This window comes from Pseudomonas sp. NMI542_15, assembly GCF_021283425.1.
Lineage (GTDB): Bacteria > Pseudomonadota > Gammaproteobacteria > Pseudomonadales > Pseudomonadaceae > Aquipseudomonas > Aquipseudomonas fortuita.
This window is the reverse complement of the sequence record NZ_JAJSRO010000002.1, coordinates 203,681-220,476: the sequence shown is the minus strand read 5'-3', so window position 1 is coordinate 220,476 and position 16,796 is coordinate 203,681. Positions and strand designations below refer to the sequence as shown.

Here is a 16,796-nt window from a genome sequence, read left to right as displayed (position 1 = left end):
CTCAGGCTCGCCTGGCGCGTTCTGCAACACGCCTAACTGCTACTGGGCTGTCCGCCCTGCAAAAGCAGCTCGCTAAGTTTGTCCATGGCCGGTGTCGCTTGGCTGCCTTTGCGAGTGACCAACTCGTAAGGGTCGCTGACCGAGCCCATGGCCAGGGGCAGCATGCGTACTTGCTGGTTCATCGCGCATTGCCGGGCCACGTCAATCGACACCAACGCCACAAAGTCGGGGCGGTCCTGCAGCAGCGACAAGGTCGCCAGGATCGAGGTGGTTTCAACCAGGTGCAGCGGGAAGCGCAGCCCGGCGTCGTGGAATTCACGCTCCAGTTGCACGCGCATCGGCATGTTGGCCCGGTATACGATCCAGCGGCTTTCGGCCAACTCGGCAAGGCTGACGGTTTGGGCGTGTTTGAGCGGGTGGTCGACATTGGCGATGACCGCCAGCGTCTCATCCTGGACAAAGGTGCTGGCAAACAGCTGCGGCGCGTTGCTGACACTGGTGCGGCACAGGGCCATGTCCAGCCGGCCGCTTTCGATCTGTGCCAGCAGCGACTGGCTGGTGTCTTCGATGATCTCGAACGACATCTGCGGCTGGATACTGGCCAGCTGTGATACGGCCCGCATCAGCAAGGGCACGGCGCCCATGATGGCGCCCACCGCCAGCCGGCCGCCCACACCGCGCAGGATGGCATCCAGGTCATGGCGCAGGTTGGAAATATCGGTTTGCACCACGCGCGCGTAGCGGATGGCGCAGTGCCCGGCGGCAGTGGGCTCCAGCCCGCGGTTGGTGCGGTTGAACAGCACCGTGCCGAAGGTGGTTTCGATTTCCTGCAGCGCCTTGCTGGCACCGGGCTGGGTAAGCCCGACGCTGCCAGCCGCACCCAGCAGCGAGCGGTGCTCGTCCAGCTCGATGAGCAGGCGCAGGTGACGGGCGTGCAGCCTGGACATGATCGAATTGAGTGACGGGGTCATCTGGTATGCGTCCTGGTTATACCGATATGGATTGTTCTCAATACCATGGCCAGGCGCGCATTCCTATACTGGCGCTGCACAGTGTCGCATCCAGTGCGGCTAAACCGCCCAGAAAAACAAAGCCAGGAGCCTGCTGAGCCTTATGTCCCTGATCAACTACATCACCCAGATCCAGTTCGATATCGGCGCCATTGCCCTTTTGCCTGCGGAATGTGAGCGCATTGGTATAACCAAGCCTTTGATCGTGACCGACCGTGGCGTGCGCGCTGCCGGTATCGTCGATACGGCGTTGAACACCTTTGCCGACAGCGCTGCCCAACTGCCGATCTATGACGGTACCCCACCCAACCCCAACGAGACCGCGGTGCGCGAAGCCGTGGCCATGTTCAAGGAGTGTGGCTGTGACGGCATCATCGCCATCGGCGGCGGCTCGGCGATCGACCTGGCCAAAGGTGTGGCCGTGTGTGCCAGGCACGATGGGCCATTGAAAAACTTTGCGGTGATCGAGTGTGGCCTGGCGCGAATCACGCCGGCAACCGCGCCGGTGATTGCCGTGCCAACCACGGCAGGGACGGGCAGCGAGGTAGGGCGGGGCGCCATCCTTATTCTCGACGACGGGCGCAAGGTGGGCGTGATTTCGCCCCATGTGGTGCCCAAGGCCGCCATCTGCGACCCGGCGCTGACCCTTGGCCTGCCTGCACAACTCACCGCTGCCACCGGGATGGATGCGATTGCTCACTGCCTGGAAACGTTCATGGCGCCTGCATTCAACCCACCTGCAGACGGCATCGCCCTGGACGGCCTGTGGCGCGCTTGGCGCTTTATCGAAAGCGCTACCCGAGACCCGCAGAACCCAGAAGGCCGTATCAACATGATGAGCGCTTCGCTGCAAGGTGCACTGGCCTTCCAGAAGGGCCTGGGCTGCGTGCACAGCCTTAGCCATGCATTGGGCGGGATCAACCCGCGCCTGCACCATGGCACCCTCAACGCGATTTTCCTGCCTGCTGTCATCACCTTCAACCGCAAGGCCGCAACTGTGCTGAACGAGCACAAGACGGCGCGTATCGCCCAGGCGATGGGGCTGGCAGACGAAAACCAGATCGAACAGGCCATCCGCGACATGACCCGCGCGTTGGGCCTGCCGACCGGCCTGCGCGAACTGGGTGTCAGCGAAGAGCAGTACCCACGCATAATCCAGGGCGCGTTGGCCGATCACAGCCATCGGACCAACCCGCGTGAGGCGTCTGCCGAGGACTACCAGGGGTTGCTTGAAGCGTCGATGTAAGGCGCCAATCCGCTGTTCAATCAATAACAACAAAAGTGAACGCCCATGAATACCAAGTATGCGCAAGCCGAGCTTGCCCCCTCGGGGGAAGCGGTCGCCAGCCCGAACCCGTTCAAAAAGTACCAGGTCATCACCGTCAGCCTGTTGCTGGTGATCGGCATCATCAACTACGTCGACCGCAGTGCGCTGTCGATCGCCAATACGTCTATCCAGCGCGACATGGGCATCACGCCGTCGCAGATGGGCATTTTGCTGTCAGCGTTTTCCCTGGCGTATGCCTTCTCGCAGCTGCCGCTGGGCATGATCATCGACCGCCTGGGCAGCAAGATCTCGCTGGGGGCGGCACTGCTGGGCTGGTCAGTGGCGCAGACGGCCTCCGGCCTGATCAACAGTTTTTCCGCATTCATCGGCCTGAGGGTGGTGCTGGGGATTGGCGAAGCACCGATGTTCCCGTCGGCCGCGAAAGCCCTGGCGGAGTGGTTCGAGGCCGAAAAGCGCGGCACACCGACGGGCATCGTGCTGTCATCGACCTGCATCGGGCCATGCCTGGCGCCACCGTTGCTGACCCTGCTGATGATCACCTGGGGCTGGCGCGGCATGTTTATTGTCACCGGGGTGTTCGGCATCCTGGTCGCCGCCTGCTGGTTTGCCTTCTACAAGAGCAAGGCGCGTTACCTGGCCGAGCTGCCTGCAGAGGAACGTGAGCGGCTGCTGGCGACACAGGCCCATAAACAGCCGGTGGCAAGCGCCAGGCCGAGCCTGCGGGCACAACTGGCGGCCTGGACCGAGCTGTTTCGCCACAAGAGCACCTGGGGCGCCGTACTGGGCTTCATGGGGGTGATCTACATGCTGTGGCTGCACCTTACCTGGCTGCCGGGCTACTTCGAACGTGAGCATGGCTTGAGCTTGTACCAGACGGCCTGGGTGGTATCGCTGGCCTATGTATTCGGCGCGTTGGGCACCATTGTCGCGGGCCGTATCTGCGACCGCCTGGTGAAGAACGGCGCCAGCGTGTTGGGTAGCCGCAAGCGGGTAGTGGTGACGGCGTTGTTCGCGGCGGCGGCATTCACCGTTCCCCTGTCGTTCGGCAGCGGCTTCATGCTCAGCGTGGCGCTGCTGTGCTGCGCGCTGTTCAGCGTGAATATGGCCAGCTCGACTGCCTGGATGATTGCCAACACTGTGGTCGATAGCCAGCGCGTGGCCTCGTTTGGCTCGATCCAGAACTTTGGTGGCTACCTGGCAGGCTCGGTGGCACCGATCGTGACCGGGTTCAGCATCCAGCAGACCGGGTCGTTTGCCTCGGCGTTCCTGATCAGTGCTGCGGTGGCGGCGGTGGCAGCGATGGCTTATGTATTGCTGCTGAAGCAGCCGGTTTCTGCTGACCAGTGATCGTCAGGCCTGTGCGATCCCTGTGGGAGCGGCCTTGTGTCGCGATTGGGCCGAAGAGCGGCCCCAGGATCCTTGCAGGACCGTCGAGACCGGTGGGGCCGCGTTGCGGCCCAATCGCGACACAAGGCCGCTCCCACAAGGATCGCATCAGCTTCCAGAAGTCGTTTCATAACGGTTTGTGATGCCAGGCATCATGACAATATATTTATCCTTATCAATTCCAGGCCCTAGCATCGGTTGCCCGGCATCGCCCATTTCCATGAGGTCTTGATGAACAGTTCGCTTTTCGTACCCCAACGTACCGCGGCCCTGTTGCTGCAGCACTGGCGCAGCGGTGAATTGCTGACGGAACTGCCTGCCAGCCTCAGGCCCGAAACCTTGAAACAAGGCTATGACAGCCAGGATCAGTTCTTCGCCGCCGCCGCTGGTCAGCGTGCCGGGTGTAAGCTGGGTGTCGGCAGCCCCGCAGGCATGCGTGCGGCCAACCTGTCCCGGCCGCTGATTGGCCAACTGGAAGCAAAGCGCTGCCACGCGGATGGCGTGCACATCGAACTGCCGGCCGTGACCCCTGTGACCATCGAATGCGAGATCGCCTTCGTGCTTGACCGCGATATCCCCCCGCAAGCGGGACGCCTGCCGGCCAGCGAGGATATTCGCGCAACCTGCGTCACTTTCGAGGTGGTGCGCTCACGCTTCGTCGACCGCAAGCGCGTCGGCTGGCCAAGCTTCGTGGCGGACAACGTGGGCTTTGAAGCGTTGGTCGTGGGCAACAGCCTTGGGGCAGGCATCAACGTACCCTTGCTTGCAGACCTGGCCGAGACCACCGAGGTGTACGTAGATGGCGAGTTACGCGCCCGCGGCTTGTCTGGCGATGCTGCGACCGACCCGCTGGTGTCGCTGGCCCACCTGTATGCCCATGCTGCCGAACGCGGCCAGACATTGAAGGCAGGTGATGTGGTGACCACGGGGGCCATGTGCCAGCCGTTCGACCTGAATCAAACAGGCCATCAGGTTAGCGCCAGGTTCCTTGGCCAGGCGCTGTCGTTCACGCTGTAACCGCCGACCATTGATCAAACGCCGCCTGCATCCTCTGCCGGGTTTGTGGGTCGGCGGGGATCAGGTGCTCGATCCGCAGTGATTCCACGGTGATATCCAGCGGCATGCCGAAGGTGGTGAAGGTCGACAGGAACCTGAGCTCGCCATAGGGGGTGCTCACGCGGGTCAGCAACACGGGCGCGATACCTGCCGCCTGCTCTGGGTTGGCCGGGGTTGGAAGATTGCGCAAGTGTTCTGCCAGCGTCGGGTTGCCCACTGTCTCCCTGGATGCACGTTGCCAGGCAACGGCACGAATTTCCTGCGCATTGGCCAGATGATCGCCCAGGCCGCCAGGGCGCAGCAGTGTATCCAGAAGGTTAAGGCCAGGCGCCGCCTGCGCCGCAACACCCACCATCGCCAACAGCAGGCCGGTACTGGCATTGGCAGCGATGACCTGCCAGTTGCTGTCGATGACGATTGCAGGTGCAGGGTTGTTCGCCTGCAGGATGTGTTCGATGGCGGCATGCACCAATGCCAGTTCAGGCGCGTCGAGCGGCGAGGCCGCGTAGCGGGGCGCGTACCCGGCGGCAATGAACACTTCGTTGCAGTGCTCCAGTGGCGCGCCAAGGGCCGAAAGCAGGGCATGCAAGGTGCCAGGGCTGGCCTTGGCGCGCCCGGTTTCCAGGCAGCTCAGGTGGCGCTGCGATACGCCAGCCAATAGCGAAAGCGCCAGCTGGCTGAGCCCGGCCTGCTGGCGCAAGTGACGCAGATGCTGGCCTGCCGAAGTATCCGGCGCAGGGCTTTTGCGATGGAACAGATGATGACTCATGCCTTGATCCTTATCGTCCTTGATTGCAGCGTCCATGACCTCACAGGTCATTGAGCGCAGGCAACCCTATCACTACTCTGCCGGCAAACCCTACAGAGGAAAGGACGATGGGCTTGCGTATCTGCGCGCTGGCGTTGCTGGTGCTGTTTTCGCTGTATACCGGCTGGACGATGCAGATTGCCGAGCAGTCGCTGCTGGCGTTCGGGCTAACGCTGCTGTCGCGGCCAGACACTGCTCAGGTGGTCATTGACCTGTATCTGATGGCGGGGCTGGCCTGCGTCTGGATGGTGAGGGACAACCGTATGCGGGGCGGGAAGGGGATATCGTTGCTGCCCTACCTGTTGCTGACGGCTGTGTTCGTTTCGGCGGGGCCGCTGTTGTATCTCGTCAACAGAGGCGTTGCCGGGGTGCGTCAGCCATGAGCAATGCCTTGAGTGTTTATGCGCTGTGGATGCCATCGGGGCTGTCTGCCTGTTGGGTTTCTGCGCACTCATTACCGCGAGCATAGGTAAATGAACCAAAATATTGCATGAGTCATCTTGATGCTTTGACATAAGGCTACTAATACTTAAGCACTGCCGAAGAGGGACGATCATGCAGACGCGCTTCGTTGTGGTGCCCGCAGTGCCAGTAAAGCGAGAGGTTTACCCTCGGCGTCTTGGCTTTCCCGCCGCCCTGGGAGAGGGTTATGACCTTTACGACACCCAGGAAAAGATGCGCTTGAGCCTCAACTTTGTCACACGGGCCCAAGCCGAGTTCGAGTGTGCGTGCCGCAACCGCAGCCAGGAAGGCGATGAAGCGGGTATTGTCGGTATTGGCTGATTCGGTGAAGCCCAGATAAGGGACGGGATAGCTTTAATGATGGCACCGGCGCAGCCGGTGCCAGCCATCGAGCCCTCAACCTTGTTTGCGCAGCGCTTCTACCAACTCTGCCTTGGTCATGGTGGAGCGGCCCTTTATGTCTTTGCTGCGCGCTTCCTTCATCAGGCTTTGCTTGCTCTGGCTTTCCAGAGAAACACCCGAACTGCGCGAATGACCCTGACGTGACTTGGCCGCGCGTTTGGCTGAGTCGGAGCGGGCTGTCTTCTTCTCGCTGGCAGCCGTGTGGCTCCCCGAGCCACCCTTCTTGTCGCCACCTCCGGACTGTTTGTTGACGGTGGCCCAGGCACGGGCTTCGGCCTCTGCTTTCGACAATCCCCTGTCTTCGTAACTCTCCTCTATATGCTCGGCCTTGCGCTTCTGTTGGTCTGTGTATTTGTCCTTGTCACCGCGTGGCATGGTGTTCACTCCTGCTGGATTTGCCTGCACGGTTGAGGCCAGGCGTCCATCGAGAGTGCCGGACCATGGACGAGCGGTGCGTCATGGCACAGGCAAAAAGCTCTACCGTGCGGCTTGCCACTCAACAGTCACAAAGCTGTAACACAGCTGATGCAAAGTGTGCCGGCCATCACAAGGAGCACTTTTTGATGAAACGCCTGATGAAGTCTGCTGCACTCGCCGTTGCGGTCTCCCTTTGCGCCACTTCGGCAGCCTTTGCTGCAGAAAACGTTCGCCTGACAGGTTCCGGCGCCAGCTTCCCTGCACCGATCTACCTGACCTGGTTCAAGGACTTCAGCAAGAACACTGCTGGCGTCACCGTTGACTACCAGTCCAAGGGCAGCGGGGCGGGCGTTCAGGACTTCCTGAACAAGACCGTCGACTTCGCCGCCAGCGACTCGGCCATGAGCGAAGCAGACATTGCCAAGGTTGGCGAAGGCGTGCAGTTGCTGCCAATGACCGCCGGTGAAATCGTCCTGGCCTACAACCTGCCGGGCAACCCTAAAGGGCTGAAGCTGCCGCGCGAGGTGTACTCCAACATCTTCCTGGGCAAGATCACCCAGTGGAACGACCCGCAAATCGCCGCGGCCAACCCTGAGCTGAAACTGCCAGCTACCCCGATCACTGTGGTCGTGCGTGCCGACTCCAGCGGTACCACTGCGGTCTTCACCAAGCACCTGTCGGCCATCAACGCTGACTTCAAGCAAGGGCTGGGTGAGGGCAACACCGTCAACTGGCCGGCCACCGACAAGTTCATCAAATCGCCGAAGAACGATGGCGTAACCGCCACCGTCCGCCAGACCCCGGGCGCCATCGGCTACATCGAATACGGCTTCGCCAAGCTGGCCAAGGTCGACTTCGCCGTGTTGCAGAACAAAGCTGGCCAATACGTCGTGCCAAACGCAGAGAGCGGTGCCGAAGCACTGGCTGCGGTAAACATGCCGGAAAACCTGGTGGCCTGGCTGCCTGACCCGGACGGTGCCAAGTCCTACCCGATCACTTCCTACACCTGGATGATCTTCCGCAAAGACAACGGCAACCCGGCAAAAGCCAAGGCCATGCGTGAAATGGTCGAGTACAGCCTGACCAAAGGCCAGACCATCGCCGACTCGATGGGTTACATCCCGCTGCCTGCGTCGGTTGTCGACCAGGTGCGTAAAGCGTCTGCCAACATCCAGTAATACCCAGGCGCTCCCGGTATCGGCATGAAGCCATGCCGGGGGTGTTTGTCCCTAGTCCCGGAACTTGCCCATGAACACACCCTTTGCCATACCGGATAACCCCGATTCCGCGTGCCAGCCACCGTCTGCGAAAGACTTCCTGGTCGATCGCACCTTCCGTGCGCTTGCACGCATTGGTGTGGTGCTGGTACTGGCGCTGGTCTTCGCGCTGGTCTACGAAGTGGGCCGCAAGGCACTGCCCGGCATCGAAAAGCATGGCTTTGACGTGCTGTTCGGCAGCGTCTGGGACGTCAACCAAGGCAAGTACGGTATTCTGCCAGCGATCTGGGGCACGCTTTACAGTGCCTTCATTGCCCTGTTGATCGCCGGTTTCTTCGGCGTCAGCATGGCCATTTTCCTCACCCAGGATTTCCTTCCGGCCAAGCTCGCCGCAGTGTTCCGCACCATCGTCGAACTGCTCGCCGCCATCCCCAGCGTGGTCTACGGCCTGTGGGGCATCTACGTCGTCATCCCGGCGATTCGCCCGCTGACCGCCTGGTTGAACAGCGAGCTGGGCTGGATCCCGTTTTTCGGCACCTCCCTGAGCGGGCCCGGCCTGCTGCCTGCTGCGCTGGTACTGGCGATCATGATCCTGCCGACCATCGCTGCCGTTTCCCAGGATGCGCTGACCAGCGTACCGATGAAAACCAAGCAGGCTGCCTACGGCATGGGCACTACCCACTGGGAAGCCATCCTCAAGGTGATGGTGCCATCGGCTGCTACTGGCATCTTTGGTTCGCTGGTACTGGGCCTGGGCCGCGCGCTCGGTGAAACCATGGCACTGGCCATGCTGGTCGGCAACGCCAACACCATTTCCCTTTCCTTGTTCGCCCCGGCCAACACCCTGGCGGCGCTGCTGGCGCTGAACTTCCCGGAAGCCGGCCCGAACGAGGTCGAAGTGCTGATGTACGCGGCACTGGTCCTGATGTTCATCACTCTGCTGGTGAACGTGCTCGGCTCGATGATCATGCTCTACGCCCAGCGTGGTAACAAACAATGACTGACTTGACGACCCCTGTAGCCGCATTGCCCAGCCTGCAACGCAAGCTGGAAGGCCGTGCCCTGCGCAGCGTGCTTTTGACCACCCTGGCATGGCTCGCGGCGCTGGTGGCCAGCGTGCCGCTGATTTCCGTGCTGTACATGCTGATCACCCGCGGCGGTGCACGCCTGAGTCTGGAAGTGTTCACCGAGCTGCCGCCGACCGGCTTCGAGATGGGTGGCGGTTTTGGTAACGCCATGGCCGGTACCTTCGTCATGGTCGGCATTGCCGCCGCCATCGCGGTACCGGTCGGTATCCTGGCAGCAGTGTTCCTGGCCGAACTCGGCCCCGACAGCAAGCTGGCCAACGCCGCGCGCTTTGCCGCCAAGATGCTCACCGGCCTGCCGTCGATCCTGGCCGGGGTGTTTGCCTACGCCCTGGTGGTGATGACCACCGGAACCTACTCGGCGCCGGCTGGCGGTGTGGCCTTGGCAGTACTGATGCTGCCGATCGTGGTGCTGACTGCTGAAGAGTCGATGAAGATGGTGCCCAAGATCATGAAAGACGCCGCTTACGGCATGGGCTGCACCCGTGCCCAGGTGATCTGGAAAATCGTCCTGCCCACCGGCCTGCCGGCCATCCTCACCGGCGTCATGCTGGCCGTGGCCCGCGCCGCTGGCGAAACCGCGCCATTGCTGTTCACCGCATTGTTCAGCAACTACTGGATCTACCATGACGGCAGCCTGGCGGTCATGAACCCTACGGCTTCGCTCGCCGTACTGATTTACAACTTCTCCGGCATGCCATTCGACAACCAGCTCGAGCTCGCCTGGGCGGCCTCGCTGGTGCTGGTCATGATCGTGCTGGTCATCAACATTCTGAGCCGAGTCTTCGGCAAGCCCAAGTATTGAGAAAGGGAGCATCCAACTTGAACGTATCCACTGCGCAAAGAGCCGCTCCCATGGTCAATGAAGCCACCCCGATCGTCATGGACTGCAAGCTGGACAAGATTTTCTACGGCAACTTCATGGCCGTGCGTGACAGCCATGTGCCGATCAGGAAGAACGAGATCACCGGCTTCATCGGGCCGTCGGGCTGCGGCAAGAGTACCGTGCTGCGTAGCCTCAACCGCATGAACGACCTGGTGAAGGGCTTCCGGTTTGAAGGCCATGTGCACTTCCTGGGCCAGGATGTCTACGGCAAGGGTGTTGACCCGGTGGTCGTGCGCCGCTACATCGGCATGGTATTCCAGCAGCCCAACCCGTTCTCGATGAGCATCTTCGACAACGTCGCCTTCGGCCTGCGCCTGAACCGCTACAAGGGCGACCTGGGTGACCGCGTGAAGCACGCCTTGCAAGGCGCCGCGCTGTGGGACGAAGTGAAGGACAAGCTCAAGGTCAGCGGCCTGTCGCTGTCCGGCGGCCAGCAGCAGCGTCTATGCATTGCCCGGGCCATTGCCACCGAACCGGAAGTGCTGCTGCTGGACGAACCCTGCTCGGCACTCGACCCGATTGCCACCCGTCGCGTGGAAGAGCTGATGGTCGAGCTGAAGAAGGACTACACCATCGCCCTGGTCACCCACAACATGCAGCAGGCGATTCGTGTGGCGGACACCACGGCGTTCTTCTCGGTCGATATTTCCCAGGGCAGCCGCACCGGTTACCTGGTCGAGATGGGCCCTACGGCGCAGATTTTCCAGAACCCACGCGAGCAACTGACCAGCGACTACATCAGCGGCAAGTTCAGCTGAGTCAGGCACGCCAAGGTGGCCGGGTGTTGCAGCCAGGGAAGTTGCAGCAACCGGCCGCGTTACCTTCCGTTAAAGTGTTACCCGGGATTTCCAATGCGAGCAACGCGTCGTCTTGATCTTTCAGCGGTAGAGCGCGCACTGCGCGAGGTGCAAGGCCGCTTTGCCGAACTCAGCCGGCATTTCACCGAACCGCGGGATCCGTTTACCGACGAGGTGCTGCTGAACGTACTTGAAGGCTATGCACTGATTGACGACTATGTCGCTCGCGGTATCGACCTGTTCGACCTGCAGCAGCTGAACCTGATGCTGGAAATCAACGCCACTGTGCTGTGCGGCAGCGACCCGGCCCGTCGCCTGGAATATGCCCCGCACCTCGCCGCAACCGAGGCGCACTTTTTCAACAACGTCGAAGGTGGCATCAAGGACTTGTACAACTGGTACTGCTCGTACCGCAGCGATTCGATCTGGAAGCGGGCAGCCGGTGTTTATGTACGAATCCTCAGCAAGCCGCAGTTGTTCATCGAAGGCAACAACCGCACAGGTTCGCTCATTGTCAGCTACCTGCTGATGCGTGCCGGCTTGCCGCCTTTCGTGCTGTCGCTGGACAACGCCGAGGGTTACTTCAACCCGTCCTCGGTCATACGCAACTCCGCTAAACACGGTGTCAAGGCTTTGTACGAACTCCCCAAGATCAAGAAAAAGTACGCCGCTTTCCTCGAAGAGAAGGCGCCTGAGCCCGGCAAGTTCTTCCTGAGCGGCACGCCTGTGCCTGTCTGTGAGGGGCGCCGCTGATGCAACGTTACTCCATGTTCGCACGCGGGCGCCAAGCCCTTGAACGCAAGCTCAAGCGTGGCCAGGTACGCATTTCGTTCGATATCGACGACACGCTCGCCTGCCTGCCCGAACACGCTGCCGCCGAAGACAGCAAGCTGCCGAATTTCGTCCATCGCTGGTTGGGCGAGCCCCTGCGCAGTGGCACCCGCTCGCTGATCCGCGACCTGCGCCGCCAGGGCTGCAGCATCTGGATCTATACCTCGTCGGGGCGCACCCCGGCCTACATCCGGCGCTGGCTGATGCTTTATGGCATCCATGTCGATGGTGTGGTCAACAGTGACCGGCACCAGCATATCCTGGCCCAGAACGGCCTTGAGCATTCGCCTTCGAAGTTGCCATCGGCGTTCGATATCGATCTGCATGTCGATGATTCCGAAGGCGTGCGGCTTGAGGGCGTCGACCATGGTTTTCGCGTAGTGGTGGTGTGCCCGAAAGACGAAAACTGGGCCCAGAAGGTGATGGACGCGGCGGTCGACGTGCAAGCACGGCTGGCCTGGCAGCAACCGCACCGCTATGAGATGCCCGAGCGCCAGCGCTCGCAGGCGCTTGCTTCCTGAGGGCAGTGGTCAGCGCAACAACGGGGCCGCAGGGCGGCCCCAGTTCGTACAGATGTACTGATACCCGCCTGCTATTCATGCGTACACCCTAAGTCTTGCCTCCTGGCCAGACCTGGTACCGCGACCAAATCATCACGCCGCATTCGCCAGCCCAAGGCCGCTACCCGCTCGCCCGAAAGCAGCGTATCTGGCCATTTGGCCACTTCCGATAATCGCCTCCGACATCCTGTCCCCGTTTGGAGCGCGCCATGCACAACAACAATAAGCACCTGCCGCCTCGTTTCCTAGCAGCCGCCATCGCCAGCTTTTCTGCCCTGGGCCTGAGCGGCGTCGCCGAGGCCGAGATCATGCTGTACGACAAGGACCAGACAACGTTTTCCACCGACGGTTACATCAATGCCTTCTACGTCAACAGCAAGGTCGACCGTGAGGGCGAACAGTTCGACCGCCGCCAGTCGCGGGTGAAAATGGGCTTCTTGCCTAACTACCTGGGCTTCAACATGGGCAAGCAGGTGGATGACCTGAAGCTCGGCGCGCGTGCCTCGTTCTGGGTAACCATCAACGACAGTGAAACCAACGGCACCGACACCGCCATCGACGTGCGGCAGTTCTACGGCACCGTGGCCAACCCCGCGTGGGGCGAGGTGTTGATCGGCAAGGACTTCGGGCTGTTTGCCCGCTCCAACATCCTGCTGGACGAGCTGCTGGCAGGGTATGGCCAGGTCAGCGACACGCTGGGGCTGGTGGACGGCGGCGGGGTGTCGTTCGGCAACATCGGCAGTGGTTACCCGTACCCGTTCCCCACCTCGCAGATCACCTACCGCACCCCGGTGATGGACGGCCTGCGAGTAGCAGTGGGCATCATGGACCCGGTAGACACCAACGACAGCAGCCCGACCGGCAAGGCCTACCAGGAAAACCCGCGCACCGAAAGCGAGATCACCTACCAGTTCGACCTGGGCGGGGCGCAGATCTACAGCTGGGTCAACGGCAGCTACCAGACCTCGGACAATACCGATTCGACGGTGAAGTCCGTCACCTCCAAAGGTGTCGGCTATGGCGTGCAGGCCAAGATGGGGGGCTGGTCGCTGACCGGCTCGGGGTTCCAGGCAAAGGGTATCAACCCGTTCTTCACCAACAACGCTGGCGAACCGGTGTTGCGCAATGTCGACAGTGACGGCTACCTGCTGCAGGGCTCGTACACGTTCGGCAAGAACCGCGTGGCGCTGTCCTATGGCAAGACCAAGGACGATGGCAATGGCGCGGTGGGCAGCGGGGCAGACTATGAAACCCGCGGCGTGGCGCTGTTCCATGATGTGAACGACAACCTGAAGCTGGTGGCTGAGTACAACCAGTTTTCCATCGACGGGCATGACACCCGTGCGCAGAACGAAGACACCGATACCTTTGCGGTGGGTGCGGTGTTGACCTGGTGAATCCCTGGGGCCGCAAGGCGGCCCCAAATGATGCGGGCTATTACGCCCATGGAACCGCCCACCCGCTACCCAAGTAGCATTCGTCCCCCTTGCTCACCTTCGTACACTGACCCCTCAGCCACCCCGCGCCGGAGACCACGATGCAGCAGGCTCAAAACGACGGTGTGGTCCGCGCCATGTCCCAGGCTAACGACGCACGGCAGGCCGCCCAGGACCTGGCGCGCCAGTTGCTGCACCCGCACCTGGGTTTCGTGCTGTTCTTCTGTTCCGCCGAATACGACTTGCAGGCCCTGGGCGAAGCATTGGAGCAGGATTTCGGCGGCATCCGCCTGGTCGGCTGCACCAGCGCTGGCGAAATCACCCCGCTGGGCTACGGCCGCAATTGCGTGACGGCGGTGGGCTTCGATCACCGGCACTTTTCGATTGCCACCGAATTGATCGATGAAATGGAGCACTTCAGCCTGATCGACGCGCAGCAGATGGTCGAGCGCCTGGTCGGCACCTGTCGCAGCAACACCCTGGCACCGATCAAGGGCCACAGCTTTGCCCTGACCCTGCTCGACGGCCTGTCCAGCCGGGAGGAGATGGTGCTGGCCGCCCTCAGCGCAGCCTTGGGGGACATCCCGCATTTTGGTGGTTCGGCAGGCGACGACAACTACCTGACCCGCACCCATGTGTACTTCGGTGGCGTGTTCCACAACGGTGCCGCTGTGGTGGTGCTGGTCAACACGTGGCTGGATTTCGAAGTGTTCACCACGCACCACATCCTCCCACGTGAGGAAAAACTGGTGGTAACCGGCGCCGACAGCGGCCAGCGTCGCGTCTTCGAGCTGAATGCCGAGCCTGCTGCGGAGGAGTACGCCCGCCACATCGGCGTGCCGGTGGCAGCGCTCGACTACCGGGTATTCGCTGCCCATCCGCTGGCCGTGCGCATTCATGATCAGTATTACGTGCGGGCGATCCAGCAGGTGCACCCGGACCTGAGCCTGAGTTTCTACTGCGCGGTGGAAAACGGCATCGTGCTTACCGCCATGACTCCAGGCCCGCTGTTGCCGAACCTGCACCAGCTGTTCGACGGCTTGCAGCAGCGCCTTGGCCCGCCGCTGCTGACCATCGGTTGCGATTGCTTTCTGCGGCGCCTGGAGCTGGAAGACCGGCACGGCCTGGAGCCGGTCGGTGCGTTCTTGCGCGAGCAGCGGGTGATCGGCTTCAACACCTACGGAGAACAGTTCAATGGCATGCATATCAACCAGACCTTCACCGGGGTCGCCATTGCCCGCAACCGGCCTCCTGTCGGGCGCTGATCTGCAGGCCGAGGTCATCCGGCTGCAGCACGAAAACCACAAGTTGCAGCGAATCAACGGCGCGTTGATTGAACGCATCGAGTCGGGGGTAACGCGGGGTAACGACCCCTATGCGGCGTTCCAGCATTCGGTGGTGCTGGCCGAGCAGGTACGTGAACGCACTGACGCCCTGAACCAGGCCATGGCTGAGCTCAAGGCCGTCAACCGCCTGCTCAGCGAGGCCCGACAGCGGGCCGAGACCGCCCACCAGCACCAGATTCGCCTGATCACCGACAATGTCCCGGCGCTGATCGCTTACCTGAATGCCGATCTGGTCTACGAATTCACCAACAAGGTTTATGAAGAATGGTATTGCTGGCCGCACGGCGTGATGCTCGGCCAGAGCCTGCGAGAAGCCCACAGCGAGCAGCATTACCAGCGGCTGGAAGCCTACGTGGCGCGGGCGCTGGCGGGTGAAAGCGTCACCTTCGAATTTGCCGAAACCAACATCAATGGCCAGGAGCGCTACATGCTGCGCTCCTACGTACCGAACCGCCTGGCCAATGGCGAGGTGGTGGGCATTTTCGTGTTGATCCGCGACATTACCGAGCGCCGCAATACCGCTCAGGCGCTGCACCAGGCCTATCAGCACCTGGAGCAACGTGTGCGCGAACGCACCGCGGAACTGACCAGCCTCAACGACCAGCTACTGCGTGAGATCGAGGAGCGCAGCCGGGCCGAGTCGCGCCTGCGGGAGGCCAAGCGCGAGGCCGAGCAGGCCAACCTGTCGAAAACCAAATTCCTCGCTGCGGTCAGCCACGACCTGCTGCAACCGCTGAACGCGGCGCGGCTGTTCACCAGCGCGTTGCTCGAGCGCCGCGAGCTGCAAGACAGTGCCCACCTGGTTCGAAATGTCAGCAACTCGCTGGAAGATGTAGAAAACCTGCTAGGCACCCTGGTGGACATTTCCAAGCTCGATGCCGGGGTGATCAAGGCCGATGTGGCCCCGTTCGCCCTCAGCGAGCTGATGGACAACCTTGCCGCCGAATACGCCCAAGTGGCGCGCAGCGAAGGGCTTGAACTGCATTTTGTAGGTTGTTCGGCGGTGGTGCGCAGTGACACCCAGCTGCTGGCGCGGATCCTGCGCAACCTGCTCAGCAATGCCATCCGCTACACCCGCAGCGGGCGCGTGGTGCTGGGCTGTCGGCGCCAACGTGGCGGCCTGCGGATCGAAGTGTGGGACAGCGGTATCGGCATTGCCGAAGAACACCTGGAAGACATGTTCCAGGAGTTCAAGCGCGGCGACGTCCAGCGGCCGGACCAGGACCGTGGCTTAGGCCTAGGCCTGGCGATCGTGGATAAGATCGCCGGCATCCTCGGCCACCGGATCCGGGTGCGCTCATGGCTCGGCAAGGGCTCGGTGTTCGCCGTCGAAGTGCCGCTGAGCGCCACCGCGCCCAAGCCCCAGCCAAGCCAGGTGATCTGCGAGCCGATGCTTGACCGCCTGGGTGGGGCGCGGGTGTGGGTGCTGGATAACGATGCGGCGATCTGCGCAGGCATGCGCACCTTGCTGGAGGGCTGGGGCTGCCAGGTGGTCACTGCGCTGTCGGAGGAAGACCTGGCGCGGCAGGTGGACAATTACCACGCCGAGGCCGACCTGCTGATCGCCGACTATCACCTGGACAACGACTGCAACGGTGTCGACGCCGTGGCGCGGATCAACGCCCGCCGCGCCCAGCCGCTACCGGCGCTGATGATCACCGCCAACTACAGCAACGACCTCAAGCAGCAGATCCGCGAGCTGGGGCACACCCTGATGCATAAACCGGTGCGGCCGATGAAGCTCAAGACGGCGATGAGCCACTTATTGGCCAGCAGCCTGACATAGCCGCTGGCCTTTTCGCAGGCTTC

17 protein-coding genes are annotated in these 16,796 nt (G+C 62.0%); 14 read left to right on the top strand and 3 right to left on the bottom strand.

Annotation, left to right across the window (positions count from 1 at the left end):
- Positions 1-32 precede the first annotated feature (32 nt).
- Positions 33-971, bottom strand: coding sequence for a LysR family transcriptional regulator (locus LU684_RS04330; RefSeq protein ID WP_102689626.1), 939 nt, complete (start codon positions 969-971; stop codon positions 33-35).
- Positions 972-1,113: 142 nt separating this feature from the next.
- On the opposite strand from LU684_RS04330, the gene LU684_RS04325 reads away from it, so the two are divergent.
- From LU684_RS04325 to LU684_RS04315, 3 genes are all read left to right on the top strand, one after another.
- Entirely contained in the window at positions 1,114-2,256 is a 1,143-nt protein-coding gene (locus tag LU684_RS04325) for an iron-containing alcohol dehydrogenase (RefSeq protein ID WP_232894170.1), read from the top strand.
- Positions 2,257-2,301: 45 nt separating this feature from the next.
- A complete protein-coding gene (locus LU684_RS04320) occupies positions 2,302-3,645 on the top strand; it encodes an MFS transporter (RefSeq protein ID WP_016486158.1) in 1,344 nt (447 codons plus the stop codon).
- A gap of 270 nt (positions 3,646-3,915) precedes the next feature.
- Entirely contained in the window at positions 3,916-4,701 is a 786-nt protein-coding gene (locus LU684_RS04315) for a 2-keto-4-pentenoate hydratase (protein WP_232894169.1), read from the top strand.
- Here LU684_RS04315 and LU684_RS04310 read toward each other — a convergent pair.
- The gene (locus LU684_RS04310) at positions 4,691-5,509 is read right to left on the bottom strand and encodes a helix-turn-helix domain-containing protein (protein WP_232894168.1); all 819 of its coding nucleotides are present in this window, start codon (positions 5,507-5,509) and stop codon (positions 4,691-4,693) included. The genes LU684_RS04315 and LU684_RS04310 overlap by 11 nt on opposite strands.
- A 107-nt stretch (positions 5,510-5,616) precedes the next feature.
- Between LU684_RS04310 and LU684_RS04305 the strand changes: the two genes are divergently transcribed.
- Together LU684_RS04305 and LU684_RS04300 are read left to right on the top strand one after the other, a co-directional pair.
- The gene (locus LU684_RS04305) at positions 5,617-5,931 is read left to right on the top strand and encodes a DUF2834 domain-containing protein (protein WP_016486161.1); all 315 of its coding nucleotides are present in this window, start codon (positions 5,617-5,619) and stop codon (positions 5,929-5,931) included.
- A gap of 172 nt (positions 5,932-6,103) precedes the next feature.
- Positions 6,104-6,331, top strand: coding sequence for a hypothetical protein (locus LU684_RS04300; protein ID WP_016486162.1), 228 nt, complete (start codon positions 6,104-6,106; stop codon positions 6,329-6,331).
- A 75-nt stretch (positions 6,332-6,406) separates the two neighbouring features.
- Here LU684_RS04300 and LU684_RS04295 read toward each other — a convergent pair whose 3' ends face one another.
- Positions 6,407-6,787, bottom strand: a complete 381-nt coding sequence (locus tag LU684_RS04295) for a hypothetical protein (protein ID WP_016486163.1) — start codon at positions 6,785-6,787, stop codon at positions 6,407-6,409.
- A gap of 188 nt (positions 6,788-6,975) precedes the next feature.
- Between LU684_RS04295 and pstS the strand changes: the two genes are divergently transcribed.
- From pstS to LU684_RS04250, 9 genes are all read left to right on the top strand, one after another.
- Complete coding sequence (gene pstS / locus LU684_RS04290; RefSeq protein WP_016486164.1) at positions 6,976-8,007, top strand: phosphate ABC transporter substrate-binding protein PstS; 1,032 nt, start codon at positions 6,976-6,978, stop codon at positions 8,005-8,007.
- A gap of 70 nt (positions 8,008-8,077) precedes the next feature.
- Positions 8,078-9,046, top strand: coding sequence for a phosphate ABC transporter permease subunit PstC (pstC, locus tag LU684_RS04285; protein ID WP_016486165.1), 969 nt, complete (start codon positions 8,078-8,080; stop codon positions 9,044-9,046).
- On the top strand, positions 9,043-9,936 hold the full coding sequence (gene pstA / locus LU684_RS04280) for a phosphate ABC transporter permease PstA (protein WP_016486166.1): 894 nt from the start codon (positions 9,043-9,045) through the stop codon (positions 9,934-9,936). Before pstC ends, pstA begins: the two co-directional genes overlap by 4 nt.
- Before the next feature lie 50 nt (positions 9,937-9,986).
- Positions 9,987-10,775 carry a phosphate ABC transporter ATP-binding protein PstB gene (pstB, locus tag LU684_RS04275; RefSeq protein WP_016486167.1) on the top strand — a complete coding sequence of 263 codons (789 nt, stop codon included), beginning with the start codon at positions 9,987-9,989 and terminating at the stop codon, positions 10,773-10,775.
- Between the two features lie 93 nt (positions 10,776-10,868).
- Entirely contained in the window at positions 10,869-11,567 is a 699-nt protein-coding gene (locus LU684_RS04270; RefSeq protein WP_016486168.1) for a hypothetical protein, read from the top strand.
- Entirely contained in the window at positions 11,567-12,166 is a 600-nt protein-coding gene (locus LU684_RS04265) for a hypothetical protein (protein ID WP_016486169.1), read from the top strand. The genes LU684_RS04270 and LU684_RS04265 overlap by 1 nt, the downstream gene beginning before the upstream one ends.
- A gap of 248 nt (positions 12,167-12,414) precedes the next feature.
- Complete coding sequence (locus tag LU684_RS04260) at positions 12,415-13,602, top strand: porin (protein ID WP_016486170.1); 1,188 nt, start codon at positions 12,415-12,417, stop codon at positions 13,600-13,602.
- Positions 13,603-13,742: 140 nt separating this feature from the next.
- Positions 13,743-14,906, top strand: a complete 1,164-nt coding sequence (gene nosP / locus LU684_RS04255; protein ID WP_016486171.1) for a nitric oxide-sensing protein NosP — start codon at positions 13,743-13,745, stop codon at positions 14,904-14,906.
- Entirely contained in the window at positions 14,875-16,773 is a 1,899-nt protein-coding gene (locus LU684_RS04250) for a PAS domain-containing hybrid sensor histidine kinase/response regulator (RefSeq protein ID WP_145914343.1), read from the top strand. The genes nosP and LU684_RS04250 overlap by 32 nt, the downstream gene beginning before the upstream one ends.
- The last annotated feature ends 23 nt before the right edge of the window (positions 16,774-16,796 follow it).

What these genes read in the sequence shown, in the direction of transcription:
- LU684_RS04325 (WP_232894170.1), top strand. Translation starts at nt 1,114, where the DNA reads ATGTCCCTGATCAACTACATCACCCAGATCCAGTTCGATATCGGCGCC.
- LU684_RS04300 (WP_016486162.1), top strand. Translation starts at nt 6,104, where the DNA reads ATGCAGACGCGCTTCGTTGTGGTGCCCGCAGTGCCAGTAAAGCGAGAG.
- LU684_RS04305 (WP_016486161.1), top strand. Translation starts at nt 5,617, where the DNA reads ATGGGCTTGCGTATCTGCGCGCTGGCGTTGCTGGTGCTGTTTTCGCTG.
- LU684_RS04320 (WP_016486158.1), top strand. Translation starts at nt 2,302, where the DNA reads ATGAATACCAAGTATGCGCAAGCCGAGCTTGCCCCCTCGGGGGAAGCG.
- pstC (WP_016486165.1), top strand. Translation starts at nt 8,078, where the DNA reads ATGAACACACCCTTTGCCATACCGGATAACCCCGATTCCGCGTGCCAG.
- LU684_RS04310 (WP_232894168.1), bottom strand. Translation starts at nt 5,509, where the DNA reads ATGAGTCATCATCTGTTCCATCGCAAAAGCCCTGCGCCGGATACTTCG.
- LU684_RS04265 (WP_016486169.1), top strand. Translation starts at nt 11,567, where the DNA reads ATGCAACGTTACTCCATGTTCGCACGCGGGCGCCAAGCCCTTGAACGC.
- LU684_RS04330 (WP_102689626.1), bottom strand. Translation starts at nt 971, where the DNA reads ATGACCCCGTCACTCAATTCGATCATGTCCAGGCTGCACGCCCGTCAC.
- LU684_RS04295 (WP_016486163.1), bottom strand. Translation starts at nt 6,787, where the DNA reads ATGCCACGCGGTGACAAGGACAAATACACAGACCAACAGAAGCGCAAG.
- pstS (WP_016486164.1), top strand. Translation starts at nt 6,976, where the DNA reads ATGAAACGCCTGATGAAGTCTGCTGCACTCGCCGTTGCGGTCTCCCTT.
- LU684_RS04270 (WP_016486168.1), top strand. Translation starts at nt 10,869, where the DNA reads ATGCGAGCAACGCGTCGTCTTGATCTTTCAGCGGTAGAGCGCGCACTG.
- pstA (WP_016486166.1), top strand. Translation starts at nt 9,043, where the DNA reads ATGACTGACTTGACGACCCCTGTAGCCGCATTGCCCAGCCTGCAACGC.
- pstB (WP_016486167.1), top strand. Translation starts at nt 9,987, where the DNA reads ATGGTCAATGAAGCCACCCCGATCGTCATGGACTGCAAGCTGGACAAG.
- LU684_RS04260 (WP_016486170.1), top strand. Translation starts at nt 12,415, where the DNA reads ATGCACAACAACAATAAGCACCTGCCGCCTCGTTTCCTAGCAGCCGCC.
- LU684_RS04315 (WP_232894169.1), top strand. Translation starts at nt 3,916, where the DNA reads ATGAACAGTTCGCTTTTCGTACCCCAACGTACCGCGGCCCTGTTGCTG.
- nosP (WP_016486171.1), top strand. Translation starts at nt 13,743, where the DNA reads ATGCAGCAGGCTCAAAACGACGGTGTGGTCCGCGCCATGTCCCAGGCT.